General features: G+C 61.2%; 14 protein-coding genes and 1 riboswitch. Of the genes, 5 read left to right on the top strand and 9 right to left on the bottom strand.

Annotated features, from left to right (window positions below; genetic code table 11):
* Positions 1-29: 29 nt before the first annotated feature.
* The 3 genes from iolD to DDE77_RS12325 all read right to left on the bottom strand — a co-directional run bounded on the left by iolD (position 30) and on the right by DDE77_RS12325 (position 4,781).
* A complete protein-coding gene (gene iolD / locus DDE77_RS12335) occupies positions 30-1,877 on the bottom strand; it encodes a 3D-(3,5/4)-trihydroxycyclohexane-1,2-dione acylhydrolase (decyclizing) (RefSeq protein WP_108397758.1) in 1,848 nt (615 codons plus the stop codon).
* 35 nt (positions 1,878-1,912) lie between these two features.
* The gene (locus DDE77_RS12330) at positions 1,913-3,844 is read right to left on the bottom strand and encodes a bifunctional 5-dehydro-2-deoxygluconokinase/5-dehydro-2-deoxyphosphogluconate aldolase (RefSeq protein WP_245895241.1); all 1,932 of its coding nucleotides are present in this window, start codon (positions 3,842-3,844) and stop codon (positions 1,913-1,915) included.
* Positions 3,845-3,938: 94 nt separating this feature from the next.
* A complete protein-coding gene (locus tag DDE77_RS12325) occupies positions 3,939-4,781 on the bottom strand; it encodes a MurR/RpiR family transcriptional regulator (RefSeq protein WP_108397756.1) in 843 nt (280 codons plus the stop codon).
* A 98-nt stretch (positions 4,782-4,879) separates the two neighbouring features.
* Between DDE77_RS12325 and DDE77_RS12320 the strand changes: the two genes are divergently transcribed.
* A complete protein-coding gene (locus tag DDE77_RS12320; RefSeq protein WP_108397755.1) occupies positions 4,880-5,995 on the top strand; it encodes a Gfo/Idh/MocA family protein in 1,116 nt (371 codons plus the stop codon).
* Here the strand turns inward: DDE77_RS12320 and DDE77_RS12315 are convergent.
* From DDE77_RS12315 to DDE77_RS12290, 6 genes are all read right to left on the bottom strand, one after another.
* Positions 5,992-6,954 carry a DMT family transporter gene (locus DDE77_RS12315; RefSeq protein WP_108397754.1) on the bottom strand — a complete coding sequence of 321 codons (963 nt, stop codon included), beginning with the start codon at positions 6,952-6,954 and terminating at the stop codon, positions 5,992-5,994. The two genes, DDE77_RS12320 and DDE77_RS12315, sit on opposite strands and share 4 nt — an antisense overlap.
* A 97-nt stretch (positions 6,955-7,051) precedes the next feature.
* Positions 7,052-7,193, bottom strand: a riboswitch (FMN riboswitch).
* Positions 7,194-7,969: 776 nt separating this feature from the next.
* The gene (locus DDE77_RS12310) at positions 7,970-9,976 is read right to left on the bottom strand and encodes an aldo/keto reductase (protein WP_108397841.1); all 2,007 of its coding nucleotides are present in this window, start codon (positions 9,974-9,976) and stop codon (positions 7,970-7,972) included.
* Between the two features lie 124 nt (positions 9,977-10,100).
* Positions 10,101-11,180 carry an ABC transporter ATP-binding protein gene (locus DDE77_RS12305; RefSeq protein WP_108397753.1) on the bottom strand — a complete coding sequence of 360 codons (1,080 nt, stop codon included), beginning with the start codon at positions 11,178-11,180 and terminating at the stop codon, positions 10,101-10,103.
* A 12-nt stretch (positions 11,181-11,192) separates the two neighbouring features.
* Positions 11,193-12,074: a carbohydrate ABC transporter permease gene (locus DDE77_RS12300; RefSeq protein WP_108397752.1), complete on the bottom strand. Its 882-nt coding sequence runs from the start codon at positions 12,072-12,074 to the stop codon at positions 11,193-11,195.
* Positions 12,071-12,964, bottom strand: coding sequence for a carbohydrate ABC transporter permease (locus DDE77_RS12295; RefSeq protein WP_245895217.1), 894 nt, complete (start codon positions 12,962-12,964; stop codon positions 12,071-12,073). The genes DDE77_RS12300 and DDE77_RS12295 overlap by 4 nt, the downstream gene beginning before the upstream one ends.
* Positions 12,965-13,036: 72 nt before the next feature.
* The gene (locus DDE77_RS12290; protein ID WP_108397751.1) at positions 13,037-14,311 is read right to left on the bottom strand and encodes an ABC transporter substrate-binding protein; all 1,275 of its coding nucleotides are present in this window, start codon (positions 14,309-14,311) and stop codon (positions 13,037-13,039) included.
* Between the two features lie 107 nt (positions 14,312-14,418).
* Between DDE77_RS12290 and DDE77_RS12285 the strand changes: the two genes are divergently transcribed.
* From DDE77_RS12285 to DDE77_RS12275, 4 genes are all read left to right on the top strand, one after another.
* Positions 14,419-15,336 (top strand): helix-turn-helix domain-containing protein, encoded by a 918-nt coding sequence (locus DDE77_RS12285; RefSeq protein WP_108397839.1) that lies wholly within the window; start codon positions 14,419-14,421, stop codon positions 15,334-15,336.
* A 171-nt stretch (positions 15,337-15,507) separates the two neighbouring features.
* The gene (locus tag DDE77_RS12280) at positions 15,508-15,753 is read left to right on the top strand and encodes a TFIIB-type zinc ribbon-containing protein (protein WP_108397750.1); all 246 of its coding nucleotides are present in this window, start codon (positions 15,508-15,510) and stop codon (positions 15,751-15,753) included.
* Positions 15,754-15,843: 90 nt separating this feature from the next.
* Positions 15,844-16,014 carry a hypothetical protein gene (locus DDE77_RS19490; RefSeq protein WP_157959806.1) on the top strand — a complete coding sequence of 57 codons (171 nt, stop codon included), beginning with the start codon at positions 15,844-15,846 and terminating at the stop codon, positions 16,012-16,014.
* 10 nt (positions 16,015-16,024) lie between these two features.
* Positions 16,025-16,345 carry a hypothetical protein gene (locus DDE77_RS12275; protein WP_108397749.1) on the top strand — a complete coding sequence of 107 codons (321 nt, stop codon included), beginning with the start codon at positions 16,025-16,027 and terminating at the stop codon, positions 16,343-16,345.
* The last annotated feature ends 1 nt before the right edge of the window (position 16,346 follow it).

The following is a 16,346-nucleotide window of genomic DNA, read 5'->3' as shown; positions in this document are numbered from 1 at the left end:
TCTGTTCTCCTGCGCCTTGGGGTGCAATCTCAACCCGCCCGCTGTGCCTGCAGTGCTTTCACATAGGCTTCGCGGGCGGCGTTGACCTGCGGACGATCGCTGACTTCGGGCACGGCAACGTCCCACCAGTGACCGCCTGCCTCGGTGGTGATCAACGGGTCAGTATCGATGACAATGACCGTCGTGCGGTCATTGCCCTCGCTCTCTTGCAGCGCGGTTTCGAGCTCGCTGATGGAGCCAACCTTGCGGGCAATGGCGCCCATGGAGGCCGCGTGAGCCGCAAAATCGATTCCGGGCAGAGTGACATGGTGGGTGTCCTTCAACAGATTGTTGAAGTTGGCGCCGCCGGTGGCCATCTGCAGCCGGTTGATGCAGCCAAAGCCGGCATTGTCCAGCAAGACGATGGTGAGCTTCGCGCCGATCATGATCGAACTCACGATCTCGGAGTTCATCATCAAATAGCTACCGTCGCCAACCATGACGACAACATCGTCATTTGGTCTGGCGAGCTTGACGCCGAGACCCCCGGCGATCTCATAGCCCATGGTCGAGAAGCCATATTCCATGTGGTAGCTGCCGGGCGCGCTGGCTTTCCAGAGCTTGTGCAACTCGCCTGGCAGGCCACCCGAGGCGCAGACCAGGGTGGCGCTCTCGCGGGCACGCTGCACGGCGCCGATCACCTGCGCGTCCGAAGGCAGTTCGGCATTGGTCGAGGCTGTGGCGCGATCGGCTGCCACGAGCCATTCTTCCTTGCCGACCCTGGCACGTTCCGTCCATTCCGGATCAGTCTGCCAGCCCGTGAGCGCGGTATTGAGGGCGTCGAGTCCGGCGCGCGCATCGGCCACCAACGGCAGCGCCTGATGCTTGTGTGCATCGAACGGCTGCACGTTCAGCCCGATGATCTTCAAGTCATCGTTCTTGAACAGCGCCCACGAACCAGTGGTGAAATCCTGAAGGCGCGTGCCGACTGCCAGCACGACGTCGGCCTCTTCTGCCAATTGGTTGGAAGCGGACGAGCCGGTAACGCCAACCGAACCCATGTTTAGCGGATGGTCATGCGGCAGGCTGGATTTGCCGGCCTGAGTTTCCATCACCGGCACGCCATACCGTTCGGCAAAGCGAATGAGGGCAGCGCTCGCTTCGGAATAAAGCACGCCACCGCCAGCGATGATCACGGGCTTCTTGGCATGGAGCAGGGCGGTTGCCGCCGCTGCGAATTCGTCGGCATCGGGCATGACGCGCCGGACGTGCCAGATCTTTTCCTCAAAAAAGCTCTCTGGATAATCATAGGCTTCGGCCTGAACGTCCTGGCAGAGGCTGAGCGTCACCGGCCCGCATTCGGCGGGATCGGTCAGCACTTGCATGGCGCGGCGCAGCGCTGGGATGATCTGTTCGGGACGAGTGATGCGATCGAAGTAGCGGCTGACTGGGCGGAAGCAGTCATTGGCCGAAACCGTGCCGTCGCCGAAATCTTCCACCTGCTGAAGAACCGGATCGGGCAGCCGATTGGCAAAGACATCGCCGGGCAAAAGGAGGACAGGGATGCGGTTGACGTGCGCCAGCGCGGCAGCTGTGACCATGTTGAGCGCACCCGGCCCGATGGAGCTGGTGCATGCCATGAAGCGGCGGCGGAAGCTGGCCTTGGCATAGGCAATCGCAGCGTGCGCCATGCCTTGCTCATTCTGCGCGCGATAGGTCGGCAGCGTGTCCTTGACCCCGTGCAGCGCCTCGCCGACACCCGCCACGTTGCCATGGCCGAAAATGGCGAACACACCGCCAAAAATCGGCACGGTTTGCTCATCGATGACCGTCTTCTGCATGGTCAGGAACCGCGCCACAGCCTGCGCCATGGTCAATCGAACAGTTTTCTGGCTCATCGCCGCATCCTCCTCTTGGGCAAGTCGGCTGGCCCTCAGGCCATTGCGTTCCTGCCCAGATTTTCCCAAACCTCGACCAGGGCGCCAAAGCGGCGCGCCATGTCGGCTATGGCATCTTCATCGTTCATTTCACCGGCCAACCATTTGCGGGCGGCGTCGGCAAAGATTGTCCGTCCTACAGCGAAGCCCCGCACGGTCCGCGCGCTCCGCGCCTTGGCGAAACCAGCTTCGAGCACTTCATGCGGCGCATCGAGCCCGAGCAATACCACGCCGCGGCAGAACGGGTCGCGTGCTTCGATCACCCCATCGATCTCGCGCCAAGCCGCTGCACTGGGTTGCGCCTCGAGTTTCCACCAATCCGGCTTGATCCCGGCATCGTAGATTTCGCTCAGGGCACGATTGACTGTGTCGTCGCCGAGATCGCCGTGCTTGCCCGCGATGATCTCGATCAGGATATCTCGGCCCACTTTGCGCGCTGCATCATAGGCTGCGCGCAGCTTTTCGATCTGCATGCGCTTGAGCTCGGCATCATCATCGGGACGGTAGAAGCACAGCACCTTGATGCAATGGTCTACCGGCCAATCGATGATACGCGAGCCGAGGTCTTGAGAAAATTCGAACTGCAAGGGCCTCGAGCCCGGCAGCTCGATGGGCCGTGCGATCCAGAAATCCTTCTCCGCACCGGCAGCAAACAGGGCATCGCGTCCATATTTGTCATCGAGCAGCATGCCAAAGCCTGGACGACCATTGGCGATCTGCGTTGCCGCCTTGACAGCCAGAGCCTTGAAGGCCGGAATTCGTGCAAGGACAGCGGCATCGCCCTTGGCGAGCTCTTCCAACTGGCTGCGGTGATCGATCGCGAGAGCCATGAGGCTCGGGATTTGCCGGCGCCGATTGGTTGCCCAATGCAGATGATTAAGTTCAGGATCCCGACGCAAGGCCTTCTCGGGACTCCCTTTTTGGAGGAAATGATTGAGCTCGGTCCAGCTCGGATATTCCGGCGCACAGAGGAGCCGCGACACGGCAAACGCACCGCAGGCATTGGCCCAGGTGGCGCTGGTGGCATGCGGTTCGCCCTTGAGCCAGCCGCGCAGCCAGCCGCTCATGAAGGCGTCGCCGGCGCCAAGGACATTGTAGACCTCGATGGGAAAGCCCTTGCCGACAATGCCGTCTTCCAGATTGTCCGGAATGGCGCCGTCATAAACGATGCAGCCCATGGGTCCGCGCTTGAGGACGATGGTCGCCGAAGAGACGGACCGGATGGTCTTAAGAGCGGAAAGCAGGTCCGCCTCACCCGAAGCGATCAGCACTTCTTCTTCTGTTCCCACGATCAGGTCGCAATCGGGAAGGACGGATTTGTACTTTTGCGAAACAATGTCAGAGGCGACATAGCGCTCGAAGCCAGCATCGTGCCCGGCAAGACCCCAAAGGTTTGGACGATAGTCGATATCGAAGGCGACGCGCGCGCCGGAGGCTTTCGCGAGACGAATGGCTTTCTTCTGGGCCGCTTCGCTGTTGGGCCGGGAGAAATGGGTGCCGGTGACGACAATGGCGCGGGCAGAGGCGATCAGCTCTTCGTCGATGTCTTCCTCGGACAGGGCCATGTCGGCACAATCGGTGCGATAAAAGATCATGGGCGAAACGCCCTCGGCTTCCACGGACAGAAGCACCAGCGCCGTCAGGCGGTTGAGGTCGGTCGCGATCCCGCTGATATCGACGCCTTCGCGCTGCAGCTGCTCGCGGATGAAGCGGCCCATCTGTTCGTTGCCGACACGGGTGATCAGCGCTGATTTCAGGCCCAGCCGTGCCGTGCCGACCGCTATATTGGTGGGGCAGCCGCCGACGGATTTGGCGAAGCTGCCGATGTCTTCCAGCCGCGTGCCGATCTGCTGGCCATAAAGGTCCACTGAGGCACGGCCAATGGTGATCACGTCGAGCGGCTTGGTGCCGCCATCAGGATGCGCAATCGTCACTGTGTCCTCCCATGCGGCGCTGAGCCGGTGCATGAAACATGGGTTCCGTTATGTCGTCAACGTGGAATGCGTATTCCACAGCTGCCAATCAGTGCCGCCGCCGTGCTTCCGCAATCCCTACCGTCAGCGCCATGGCAAATGCCATGCTGGCGGACAGGGATCGGAAGCCTGCATGGTCGGCCTCAACGACCTCGAACCATTCCTTCGAGCATTCCGCCAGCGGGGAAAACGCTGAATCGGTGAGCGAAATCACCGGAACGCCGCGTGCCGCCATGACGCGGGCTTGTGCCGTGCTTTCCGAGGCATAAGGCGAAAAGCTGATGGCGAAGGCTGCGTCCTTTGGGGTTGCCATGGCCAGCATGTCATCATCGATGCCTGCGGCCGTGCCGACCAGCTGGAAGCGGACCTTGAGCTTGCCAAAGGCATAGGCCATGTAGCTGCTGATAGGGTAGGAGCGGCGCTTGGCGATCAGGTAGATCGTGTCGGCTTCGGCAAGGATCGAGACGGCCCGCTCGAACTTTTCAGGCTCGACCGCAGCTATCACGGCATCAAGCGAGCGATGCGCGGCCGAAATGAAGCCATTGAAAATGCTGGAGCTCTCGGTCAGCGCGGGGCCGTCCTGTTCGAGCTGGCGCAGGCGATCCTCATAGGAGGAATTGCGCTCGCGCAGGCGGGCGCGGAACAACATCTGCAGGCCGGAAAAGCCATCGAACCCGAAGAACTGGGCAAAGCGCACCAGGGTGGAGGGCTGAACGTTAGCGGAAAGGGCAATGCTCGCGGCAGTGCCGAACGCGATCTCGTCGGGATGGTCCAGCGCATAGGCGGCCACCTGCGTCAGCCGCTTGGGCAATTCGTGCTTGCGCTCAAGGATAGCGGTACGCAACGCGTCGAAATGCTGCGGGGGCTGCTCTTTGGCGGCGGCGTTGGACATGGCTTGCTCTCGCATTGGACCGCCATAATCCTCAATCCGCTGTCGCAATCAAGAGCCCCAACGAATAGCTTGGGGGTGGATGCAAGGAGGAGGATTGTATGACGGCAAGCATCGGCGTTGGCCTGATCGGCACGGGCTACATGGGCAAGTGCCACGCGCTGGCCTGGAACGGAGTGAAGGCGGTGTTCGGGGACTGTGCGCGCCCCAGGCTCGTGCACCTGGCCGAGATGACGCAGGATCTGGCGGAGCGCAGGGCCGCTGAATTCGGGTTTGAGAAGGCCACGGGCGACTGGCGGGAACTGGTGGCTGATCCCGATGTGGATGTTGTTTCGGTGACGACGCCCAATGCCTTTCACGCCGATATGGCCATTGCCGCGCTGGAAGCGGGTAAGCATGTCTGGTGCGAAAAGCCGATGGCGGTGGCGCTGGCCGATTCCGAGCGCATGGCTGCGGCGGCAAGGGCGTCGGGCCAGGTGGCTGTGCTGGGGTACAATTACATCCAGAGCCCGCTCATGCGGCAGATCGAGGCTCTCCTGCGCGAGGGGGCGATCGGGAGCGTCAATCACGTTCGGCTGGAGATGGATGAAGACTTCATGGCCGACCCCGAAGCGCTGTTCTATTGGAAAAGCGAGGCGAGCTCCGGCTATGGGGCTTTGGACGATTTCGGCGTCCATCCGCTGAGCCTGCTGCAAACCTTATTCGGCCCCGTCACAAAAGTGTTCGCCAACCTTTCCAAACCCTACCCAGATCGCCCGACCGTGGAGGGGACACGCCGCCCGGTGGAAACCTTCGATATCGCCAGTGTACTCTTCGAAATCGGGGAGGGGATAAGTGGCGTCATGGCGCTGAACCGGTCAGCCTGGGGACGCAAGGGACGGATCGCGCTGCAGATTTTTGGCAGCGCGGGAACCATCGTGTTCGACCAGGAGCGGTTCAACGAGCTCCAGGTGTATTCGGCCGCCGATCGGCAGAGCCTGCAAGGCTTCCGCACCATCCTGGCCGGGCCGCAGCACCCGCCCTATGACCGGTTCATCCCGGCGCCGGGGCATGGGCTTGGCTTCAACGATCTCAAGATCATCGAGTGCCATGAATTGCTGCGGCGCATTGCTGGCGAGGATGCAAGGGTGATCGATTTCGAGAAGGGGTTGGAGATCGAGCGGGCGGTGCACGCGATGGCGCAGAGCCACCGCGAGCAACGCTGGATTTCCGTCTAGGCGTAGGTGAGCTTCTGTCGCTGCTGGGTTTCGGTCCAGAGGATGAAGCTCGATGCTGCCAGGATCAGCAGGGCGCCCGGCCAGAACCAGAGAGCCGGCACCTGCGACAGCACGATCCAGCCAAGGAGCGTGTTGAGCGGGAGCTTGAGATCATCGAACGGCTGCAGATAGGTGGCGTCGGCGACTTTGTAGGCGAGACTGAGGAAGTACTGCGCGCCGGCGGTGACGGCGCCAAGAAGCAGGATCAGCCAAAGCGCATCACCGCCGGGCAGCACGAAATCAAAGCCCGTGGCAAGGCTCGCCGGCAGCACGCCTGCGGGCAGGACGGCGACGGCTATTCCCAGGATCAGCCCGATCAGGAAGTGGTTGGGCGTGATCAGCACCAGCATGTAGAGCGTGAGGGATTCCGGGGCCTCATCGCGCGAGAGATATTTGGTGATCACCGAGACCGTGCCCCAGCAGGCCGCTGCAAGAATGGGCAGGAGCGAGGCGAGGGTGAACTGCTCGGTGCCCAATTGGGTCACCATAAGTGCACCGATGAAGCCGACCGTGGTGGCACCAAGACGCTGGATGGTGAGCTTTTCGCCCAGAAACAGCGTTGCGCCGGTGATGATGAAGAATGGTCCGGTCATGGAAAGCGCCACCATCTGCCAGACAGGCACCCCGCTGGCAAAGCCGAAGGCGAAGAACTGAACGCCGAGCGCCGAGAGGAAGGCGCGGGCTTCGTGCCAGCCGGCATGGCGGGTCCGGAGCGCACCCAGCCCGATGCGGAAAATGAGGGGCAGGGCGATGATCGTGGCGATTACATATTGCCAGAAGACAACGGCCGTCGAAGGCACGCCCATCTGCCAGGTAATAATGGGGGTCAAGATATTGGTGATGGCGAAGGTAATGCCTGCGCCAAGCATGAAAACGGCGCCGAGCACCGGAGCATTGGGAGTAGAGGAAACGTGGTTCATGCAAAATCCTTTCCGTAACCAGTTTCCCCAGGGTTACGGGAAGTCGTTGAGGCAAACGCCGGCCAATATAAGGCAGGCGCCGGCACGCCAGCGCTGATCCCGTTCTCTTTCATCCGGACTATACCGTCGGCTCCGGAATCACACCGGATCTGCTGACCTTCGCTTGCGCGAAGCGCTCGCGGGCTTGGCGTCGCCGCCTTACCGCCGGTGGGGAATTGCACCCCGCCCTGAGAACAATGCGGGATTGATCGTCCCGCGCCGAGGAAGATAGGGCAGTGAGAGGGGCGGTGCAAGCAGGGACAGCCGTGTAACCAGGCGTGCGGAAGCGCCGCCTCCTTCGCGGTTGTTCCAGCGTTGATGTGGCGAGGCAATGCCTCGGGGGGTAGTTAGTGTAGTGAGACAAAGCCTCGCCACATCAGATGGGATTTTCCGGCGCGCGCGACTCTGGTCCCTGAGCCTCCCAGAGGCATTGGTGACACTTCCGCTTGCCTACGAGGATCACGAACATCCTCGCCCCATCTGCCAACCACACTAGCCGGTTCGCGCGACCCGCTGGGTGATGTGGTTGGTGAGGAGATTGTATTGGAGGTCTGGGGGTGGGGGATAAGGGGGAAATCTGTGCGCGAGGAGAGGACCCCCTCCCTGGCCCTCCCCGCAAGGGGAGGGTGAACCTGGTGTGTGGTGAGCACCAGTTCGCTTCACAAACGCGGTGTCATCCCGGACTTGATCCGGGATCCAGCCTGATATGGTTGTTTTTGGGAGGTGTTCGCTCGGTCCACCTTGCGGCTGGGGAGCGATCTCGAGATGGGCCCCGGGTCGAGCCCGGGGTGACATCGTGGGTGGGATAGATGGTGCCCCAGCTCCGATCGTCATCCTCGGGCTTGACCCGAGGAGATTGTACTGATGGGACGTTGCTAAAGTGCAGAGCCCTCGGGTCAAGCCCGAGGGTGACGGATGGTGGGTGTGGCCGTCCTAGGTGATTATAGGGAAAGCCCCTCTAGCGCACCGGATCAGCCTAGCCGTTGTCGAGCCATTTCACCTGCTCGGGCGTCAGCTTGATGTCGAACGCCCGGAGGCTGTCGTCCAGTTCGCCCAGCGTCCGCGGTCCGATCAGGGGGATCGACGGGAAGGGTTGGGCGAGCACGAAAGCCAACGCGATGTGGATGGGGCTGTGGCCAAGCTGGTTCGCCAGTTCAATCGCGCGGTCGCGGCGGGCGAAGTTCTTGTCGTTGTACCAGCAGCGAACCAGTTCCTCGTTGTCGGTCTTGTCGCGACCGGCGCGGTCGGTGAAGAAGCCGCGGCCCTGGCTGGACCAGGAGAAATTGGTGACCTGGCGATCCGTGAGCCATTGCTTCCACTCATCGGTGGACGAGGTCACGCAACCGGGCCAGATGGGCTCGAGCATTTCGCTGAGCGCGAAATTGTTGCTCAAGGCCATGGGCTTGGTCTTGCCGGTGCGCTCGGCATAGGCAACGGCTTCGTCGAAACGCTCCTTGGTCCAGTTGGAGCCACCGAACGGCCCGCGGATACGACCCTTCTGCACTTCGGCATCCATGGCATCCACGAACTCGCCAACCGGGACTTCAAGGTTGTCGCGGTGCATGAAGTAAACATCGACATAGTCGGTCTGGAGGCGATCCAGCGACTGGGTCAGCTGCTTGGCGATGACGTCGGGATAAACCAGCGGGCTATGGGCGCCCTTGCCGATCAGGACCGATCCTTCACGCGTGCCGCGATTGGTGTGCCACTGGCCGAACAGGGTTTCGGTATAGCCCGCGCCATAAACAAAGGCAGTGTCGAAGATGTTGCCCCCCTTTTCCCAGAAGGCGTCGAGCATGATGGCGCCCGAAGCAAAGGATCGGAAATCTTCAAAGCCCAGGGCGACGGCAGAAGCCTGCTTGCCGAGGCCCGGAATGGAGCGCTTGGGGATTAAGCCCTGGTTCGGCCCGAGCTTGCGATTGTCGAGCGTGTTGACGCGGACAGAGGCCTTTTCGACGGAGTATTCGATGCCGGCATCCTTGCGCCAGGCGTCGAGCACGCGGGCATTGCCCAGCGAATCCGCCCAGCTCATGCCAGGGGCCGCCAGTTCGTTGCGCTTGGCGAAGATCGCCTCGGCAGCAGCGTCGACTTCAAAGGAATAAACGTGGCGCTCTTCGCCGACGCTGATTGTTTCGGTCTGGCCCTTCTTGATGATGTCGATGCGGCCAAGGCCCTTGGTGCGGTCGCCGCCGGCAAACCAGAAATCTGGCACTTCGATGCGGCCTTCCGAGCCATGGATGCGAAGGACATTGTCGAGGTTCGCCATGACGGCGCAGGACACCTGAGCGACGATGCCGTTCTCGAAGGTAAGAACGGCAGCCGCCCAGTCATCGGTGCCCTCGGCATTGAGCTTGGCAGTGCCAGCGACCTTGACCGGATCGGCAAAGGGCTTGCCCACGGCTTGGCCAGCGATGAAGCGCGCCATCGAGACGGGGTAGCCGCCAACATCGAGTATGCCGCCACCGGCCAAGGCGGAGGCGAACAGGCGATGCTGGGGCTGGAAGATGCCCATGGAGAAGCCGAAGCTCGACTGAATCATGCGCACTTCGCCGATGGCGCCGGACCGGATGAGTTCGCCCAGCTTTGCTGTCTGCGGGTGGAGGCGATACATGAAGGCTTCGCCGGCAAAGGTGCCTGCCTTGCGATGGGCGTGGAAAACGGCGTCCATTTCATGGGACGACAGCGCCAGGGGCTTTTCGACGAGGACGTGCTTGCCCGCCTGGGCAGCCTTGATGGCCCATTCGGCGTGGCCGGTATGCGGCACGGCAATATAGACGGCGTCGATTTCGGGGTCGGCAAGCAGGGCGTCATAGCCATGCACAATGCGTGCGCCGGGGAAGTCCGTGGCCAAATTGGGCTTGTTGGGATCGCGGGTGGCGATGGCGGCCAGCACACCATGCTTGGAGCCGGCGACGCCGCCCTGGAAAGCCTTGGCAATGCTGCCCGGCCCGATAATGCCCCAGCGGATTTTTTGGTCAGTCATAGTTTGGTCCTTGAGTAGACCCATCCTGAGCCTGTCGAAGGATGAGGTCGTGGCAGAATGCCGTGGCACAACCTCGTGGTTCGACAAGCTCACCATGAGGTTTACTGATGGAGTGGAGCAGAGGTCAGCGGATGCGCTGGCCTTTGCTATCGAAAAGAAAGGCTCGCTCGGGAGAGATCGAGACGGTGATGTGCTCCTGGCCCATCTCATTGCGCGATTCCTCGCGCTCGATGATCAGCGATTCCCCGCCTGCATTGGCATAGACATAGCTGGTGGAGCCGAGATGTTCGGCCACATCGACGTTGAGGCGGATATCGGCAGCGCCAGCGCCCGGCTCCCCGAAATGTTCGGCGCGCACGCCCAGGGTGACGTCCTCGCCCACAGCGCCGCCCGATGCCGGAACGGTGAACTGAACGCCAGAATGATTGCGCAACGCTACAGTTACCGATCCGGCTGACTTCTCGACGATGCTTGCGGCAAGGAAATTCATCTTGGGCGAACCGATAAAGCCGGCCACGAACTGGTTTGCGGGGTTGTCGTATAGGTCGAGCGGACGCCCCACCTGTTCGATCACGCCGTCGCGCAGCACGACAATGGTATCGGCCAGCGTCATCGCCTCCACCTGGTCGTGCGTCACGTAGATGACTGTGGTCTGCAACTCCTTGTGGAGCCGCGCGATCTCGATGCGCATGTGGACGCGCAGTTCCGCGTCGAGATTGGAGAGCGGTTCGTCGAACAGGAACACTTCGGGATTGCGCACGATAGCGCGGCCAATAGCGACGCGCTGGCGCTGGCCGCCCGAGAGTTCCTTGGGCAGGCGATCGAGCAGGGGTTCAAGCGCCAAGATGCGGGCGGCATCCTGCACCTGGCGCGCGATCTGGTCCTTGGCCACGCCAGCAAAGCGCAGGGCAAAGCCCATGTTTTCGCGCACGGTCATATGAGGATAAAGCGCATAGGACTGGAACACCATGGCGATGCCGCGCTTGGATGGATCGACATCGTTCATCCGCGTGCCGCCGATTTCGAGGTCGCCGGCAGAGATGTGTTCAAGGCCCGCGATCATCCGCAGCAGGGTGGACTTCCCGCACCCCGAAGGGCCCACGAACACCACGAATTCCTTGGACTTGATCTCGAGGTCCACGCCCTTGATGACCTCGACATGGCCATAGGACTTGCGCACGCCCGATAGTTTGAGGCTGCTCATTGGGATTGCACCTTATTTGACCGCGCCCAGCATGCCTTCAACGAAGCGGCGCTGGAGCAAAAAGAAAATGACGAGGGTGGGGAGTGTGGCGAGGACCGTGCCGAACAGGATCATCCCGTAGTCCGGCGTATAGGCCGAGGTCAGCGCCGAAACGATCAAGGTGATTGTCTTGTTCTCGGCGGTCTGCAGCACGATCAGCGGCCAAAGGTAGTTGTTCCAATTGGCCATGAAGATGATGATGGTCGCGGCCGCATAGGTAGAGCGCATCACCGGCATGTAGACGAAAAGGAAAATCTGCCACTCCTTGAGCCCATCGATCTTGGCGGCGTCGCGCAGCTCGCTCGGGAAGGCCTTGGTCGCCTGGCGGAAGTAGAAGATGATGAAGATGGACGCGACGGTCGGCAGGATCACGGCCGTATAGGTGTTGACGAGCTTGGCCTGCGAGAACATCACGAACAGCGGCACCATCATGGCCGCAAACGGGATGGACAGGAACAGCAGCAGGAGTGCGAAGATCCGTTCGCGGACCTTGCTGCGGAACATCTCGAAGCCGTAACCGGCGAGGGACGAGATCAGCAGCGTCAGCGCGGTACCCACGACGGCAATGAAGGCCGAATTCCAGAACACGCGCAGGGCATCGACCTGGGTGAAAAAGGTCGCCGCGTTGTTGAAGAGCTCGCTGCCGAAACTGTTCTTGCCGCGAATGATATCGGCCGACTTGTTGGTCGCGCCCACGATCATCCAGAAGAACGGGAAAACCGAAACAAACGCCGCGATGGACAACAGCACATAGACGAGAGCGCGGCGCAGGATAGCGAAGGGGTTTGCCGGAACGCGAGAGCGGACATTGGCGGCTGGACGTGCGCCGACTGCGGGCAGGGAAGTATCGGTCATGTCCGCCTCCGGTCACGCGCCACAAGGAATTGCAGGAAGCTCAAAATGCCGACCAGCACCACGATGACCCAGGACACGGTCGCCGAATAGCCGAAGCTGGGCATGAACTTGAAGGTGAGATTGTAGATATAGAGCGAAAGGGTGAGCGTTGAATCCGAGGGGCCGCCGCTGCCGGCAGTGAAATTGTAGACCTCGTCGAATAGCTGCAGCGTTCCAATGGTGGAGATCACCGTGGTGAACAGGATCACGGGCTTGAGCATGGGAATGGTGATGTGCGTGAACCGCGCCCAGGCCGGCACCCCATCGATGCGAGCGGCTTCATAGATCGAGCGGTCAACGTTTTGCAGCGCCGCCAGATAGAAGATCATGTTGTAGCCGGTCCAGCGCCAGGTGATGGCGAGGATGACGATCACCTTGGCCCAGAACGGGTCGGTGAACCAGCCAATGGGCGAGCCGATGATGTGGAGCGCCATCAAGGCCTGGTTGACCACGCCATCTGTGGCGAACATCGACTTGAAGATGGTGGAATAAGCGATCAGCGAGGTAACGCAGGGCAGAAAGATTGCCGTCCTGAACAAGCCGCGGAAGCGCAGGGTCGAATCATTGAGCGCTACTGCGAACAGCAGCGCCAGGGTGATCATGATCGGCACCTGGATAATAAAGAAGATGAAGGTGTTGCCGAGCGCCCGCAGGAACACCGGGTCCTTGGTCAGCCGTTCGATATTGGCAAAACCGCCAAAGCTGAGGTTCATCCCCTTGCCGACCTGGAAGCTCATCCAGAGCGACCAGATAATGGGATAGATCATGAAGAGACCCAACAGAACCAGGGCAGGGGCAATGAATGCCCAGCCGGTCAGCTGTTCTCTCCTGTCGAGCCGCGCATACGCCAATCGTCACCCTCCCCGGTGCAGCATCGCTGATATCGAAGCGAAGCGGGCCGAGACCCGCTTCGCTTCTGCAGTTTATTGCATCTGCTGCTGGGCCTGGTCGTGGATGGCCTGGAGAGCCTGGTCGAGATCGCCGCCCTGGATGATGGTGGGCAACTGGGCCTGGACGGCCGAGTCCACCTCGGCAGTGAAGACGCCGTAGTCGACGCTCGGAATCTGGCTGAGCCAAGTCGAGAAATCCTGCCACACAGGGGCGCCGCCGAAGAACTCGTCGGTGGCCTTGTAGGCTTCGCCTTCACGCGCTGCGAGCAAGGAGCCAACAGCCCCCTGATCGATCAGGATCTTCTGGTAGAAATCGACATCGCTGCCCCAGACGGTCTTGAGGAAGTCGATGGCTTCTTCCTTGTTGTCAGAGGAGGCCAGCACGTACCAGCTCGAGCCACCCTGGTTGGACGCATTGACCGAGCCTTCGATGTCGAGGCGTGGAATGGGCGCAACGCCCCACAGGCCGGACTGATCGGCATTGGCCTTGATGGTGCCGGTGATCCAGACGCCAACCGGCACGGCGGCAACTTCGCCCGAGGTAAAGGCGCCGGTATACTCGGCCCAGCCAGAAACAGGCTTTACCAAATCTGCCTGATAGAACTTAGCGTAGGTTTCGAGCGCCTTTTTGAGGGGGGCGTTGTCGACGATATTGAGGCTGCCGTCCTCATTGAAATACCAAGTGCCGGATTGCTGCATCATCATGCGGATGACGCCGGTATCGGTCAGGTCAAGATCAAGCAACAGATGGCCCGTCTTTTCCTTCACTTCGGTGCCGATCTCGATCAGGCGATCCCAGGTAATGTTGTTGAGGTCTTCGGCGGTGAAGCCGGCCTCTTCGAAATAGTCTGAACGGTAGAACAAGCCCGTCACGCCCGAATCGAAGGGGAGGGAGTAGCTCTTGCCGTCCAGCGTTGCGGCGGCAACCTTGTAGTCGGCAAAGGCCGTCATATCGATGGAATCGGAAAGCGGCTCAAAGGCGCCGGGGAAGGACTGGAGGTACTTCTGGGCCACGTCGTCCTGGATCAGGACGATATCGGGGAGCCCGTCGGTGCTGCCGGCGAGCAGCTGGGTCTGCAGCTTGGCACGGATGTCGTCCTGGCTGGCCGTATCATCGATGATGATATTGGCCTCGGGATTGATGGCCTGGTAGCGGCTGGCGGCCTCCTTCATGGTGGCGCCGTTGAAGTTCGGGTCCCAAGCCCAAACGGTCACGTCGCCGGCCGATGCGGCCGCAACACTTAAGAAGCTGACGCCGGCCAAAACAGCGCCAAGCACAAGGCCTCGCCGCGAAGCAATGCGGTTCATAGATAGTCCTCCCTTTTCATTTGCTCTTCGTGTGAGCCGTTCATAAGCTAGCTCAATGTTGCATGGCTGCCCACTTAAAGGAGCATGCCAAATTGGCGGAAAGTAAGATGGCAGACCGGGTCTATTACGAACCTGCAACCAATGGGGTGGAGCGGCTTCCAACCGAACTTCACATGTTCCACGCCTCCCCGCTGGTGATGCGCGCGCCCCATTGGCATGCGCAGGTGGAGGTCAATTTCATCGTGCAGGGCTGGGCGAATTACCGCATGAGCGGCCATTCGGTGCGGTTCAGGGCAGGGGATCTGGCGCTGTTCTGGGGCGGCCTGCCGCATTATCTCGATGATCGTTCAGACGATCTCGTCTATGCCGGCGGTCATCTGCCCCTGGTGCACTTCTTCCGCCTGCGCCTGCCGCAGGATGTGCAAAGCAAGCTGATGCAGGGCGCGGTCCTCGTGACCCGCGCAACCGACGCGTCCGACGCCATCAATTTCGCGCGCTGGAACAATTATGCCCGCTCGGGCGATCCGATGAAGGCGAGCCTTGCCGTGGACGAGCTGCTGCTGCGGATCGAGCGGGTGCGGTTTGATCCCTATGAACTGCTGCAGGGCCCGGCAAGCGTCGCCAATGCCGTGGATGGGCTCGATCACCACTCCTCGCCCATCGTGGTGCGCATCTGCGATTTCATTGCCGAGAACTTCCGCGAGGACATCGATTCCACCGACATCGCGGCCGCAGCCTCGGTTCATCCGAAATACGCGATGAACGTCTTCAAGAAATCCACCGGCATGACGCTCAACGATTATGTGAACCTGATGCGGCTCTCCTATGCCCAGGCCATGCTGATGTCGGACGGGGTAAATGTCTTGCAAGTGGCGATGGATAGCGGCTTTGGCTCGCTCAGCGCCTTCAACAAATCGTTCCGCAAGATCTCGGGCATGTCGCCCAGCGACTTCCGCCGCGACGTGCGCGGCCGCCCCCAGGTGCCCATCGCCGTGCGGGCGCATCCAATTGCGTCCATGAACTAGCCTGGGATCAGCGACGACGGCCGAACACCCGTTTCATGATCCACCCCAGCAGCAAGGACTTGATAAGCCGGCCCATGATCTGTCTCCTCGTTTGTCCCGATCAACGGCCTCAAGGGACGTGAGTTGCGCCTGATGTGTCCAGGATATGAGAAACCTAGAAAGGGAAAACCAATGAAGTGCCCCATCGACAATGCCGAGCTGGTCAAGAGCGAGCGGCAGGGTATCGAGACCGATTATTGCCCCCAATGCCGCGGCGTCTGGCTCGATCGTGGTGAGCTCGACAAGATCATCGAGCGCGCCCTGGGGCCCGTGGCGGGCCAGCCTGCGCCTGGCCATGGCTTTGATGAACAGGGCCAACGCGTCGGGTTTCGGTCCAAAAGAAAGGAAAGCTTTCTCGGCCAGATCTTCGATTTCTGATGGACGACCTGACGGGCAGGCACTATCGGTCGTTCTCTGCTCGCCGGCCCCGCCAAGCGCCGGCGCCATCGCGCGCAAGGACATGACTTCATGGAAAACGAAGCCAAAGACGTACCCAATGGCGAGCTGGTCCCCGAGCAGAGCGAGCTGCAGCTTGCCGATATCCGCATTAAGGAGCTTGAGCGCGAGCTCCAGGATGCGCGCGACGAGATCGCCCGGCTAAAGCAGCAGATCGAAGCCGCTTCGCAGCCTGCCCGGTAAATCGTTCGGCGTGATCGAAGCTCTTAAAGATCTGGTCCGGCATTCCACCGGCCTGCCTGATCCGGCCCTGCATGCCCTGATCGGCCTTGCCGCCTATCTGCTTACCGCGCTGCTGTTCCGACGCTCTTTCCGCAGCCTGCTGCCATGGTGCGTGGCGCTCGGGCTCCAGCTCATCAACGAAATGGCTGACATGACGCGCGATCTCTCGCTTTACGGCGACATCGACGTTCGGGGCACGATCGGCGACACCATCATCACCATGTTCCTGCCCACAATGATTCTCGTCATTGCCCGGCTCCGCGCGCGCGAGCTCGCCAGGGAAAGCAGCTGAA

Source organism: Devosia submarina (assembly GCF_003056345.1).
Classification (GTDB): domain Bacteria; phylum Pseudomonadota; class Alphaproteobacteria; order Rhizobiales; family Devosiaceae; genus Devosia; species Devosia submarina.
This window is presented reverse-complemented; position numbering and strand designations above follow the sequence as displayed.

Bases quoted from the DNA above. Each gene is read 5' to 3' on its own strand.
- DDE77_RS12300 (WP_108397752.1), bottom strand. From the start codon at position 12,074: ATGACCGATACTTCCCTGCCCGCAGTCGGCGCACGTCCAGCCGCCAAT.
- iolD (WP_108397758.1), bottom strand. From the start codon at position 1,877: ATGAGCCAGAAAACTGTTCGATTGACCATGGCGCAGGCTGTGGCGCGG.
- DDE77_RS12310 (WP_108397841.1), bottom strand. From the start codon at position 9,976: ATGACTGACCAAAAAATCCGCTGGGGCATTATCGGGCCGGGCAGCATT.
- DDE77_RS12325 (WP_108397756.1), bottom strand. From the start codon at position 4,781: ATGTCCAACGCCGCCGCCAAAGAGCAGCCCCCGCAGCATTTCGACGCG.
- DDE77_RS12305 (WP_108397753.1), bottom strand. From the start codon at position 11,180: ATGAGCAGCCTCAAACTATCGGGCGTGCGCAAGTCCTATGGCCATGTC.
- DDE77_RS12280 (WP_108397750.1), top strand. From the start codon at position 15,508: ATGAAGTGCCCCATCGACAATGCCGAGCTGGTCAAGAGCGAGCGGCAG.
- DDE77_RS12285 (WP_108397839.1), top strand. From the start codon at position 14,419: ATGGCAGACCGGGTCTATTACGAACCTGCAACCAATGGGGTGGAGCGG.
- DDE77_RS12315 (WP_108397754.1), bottom strand. From the start codon at position 6,954: ATGAACCACGTTTCCTCTACTCCCAATGCTCCGGTGCTCGGCGCCGTT.
- DDE77_RS12320 (WP_108397755.1), top strand. From the start codon at position 4,880: ATGACGGCAAGCATCGGCGTTGGCCTGATCGGCACGGGCTACATGGGC.
- DDE77_RS19490 (WP_157959806.1), top strand. From the start codon at position 15,844: ATGGAAAACGAAGCCAAAGACGTACCCAATGGCGAGCTGGTCCCCGAG.
- DDE77_RS12290 (WP_108397751.1), bottom strand. From the start codon at position 14,311: ATGAACCGCATTGCTTCGCGGCGAGGCCTTGTGCTTGGCGCTGTTTTG.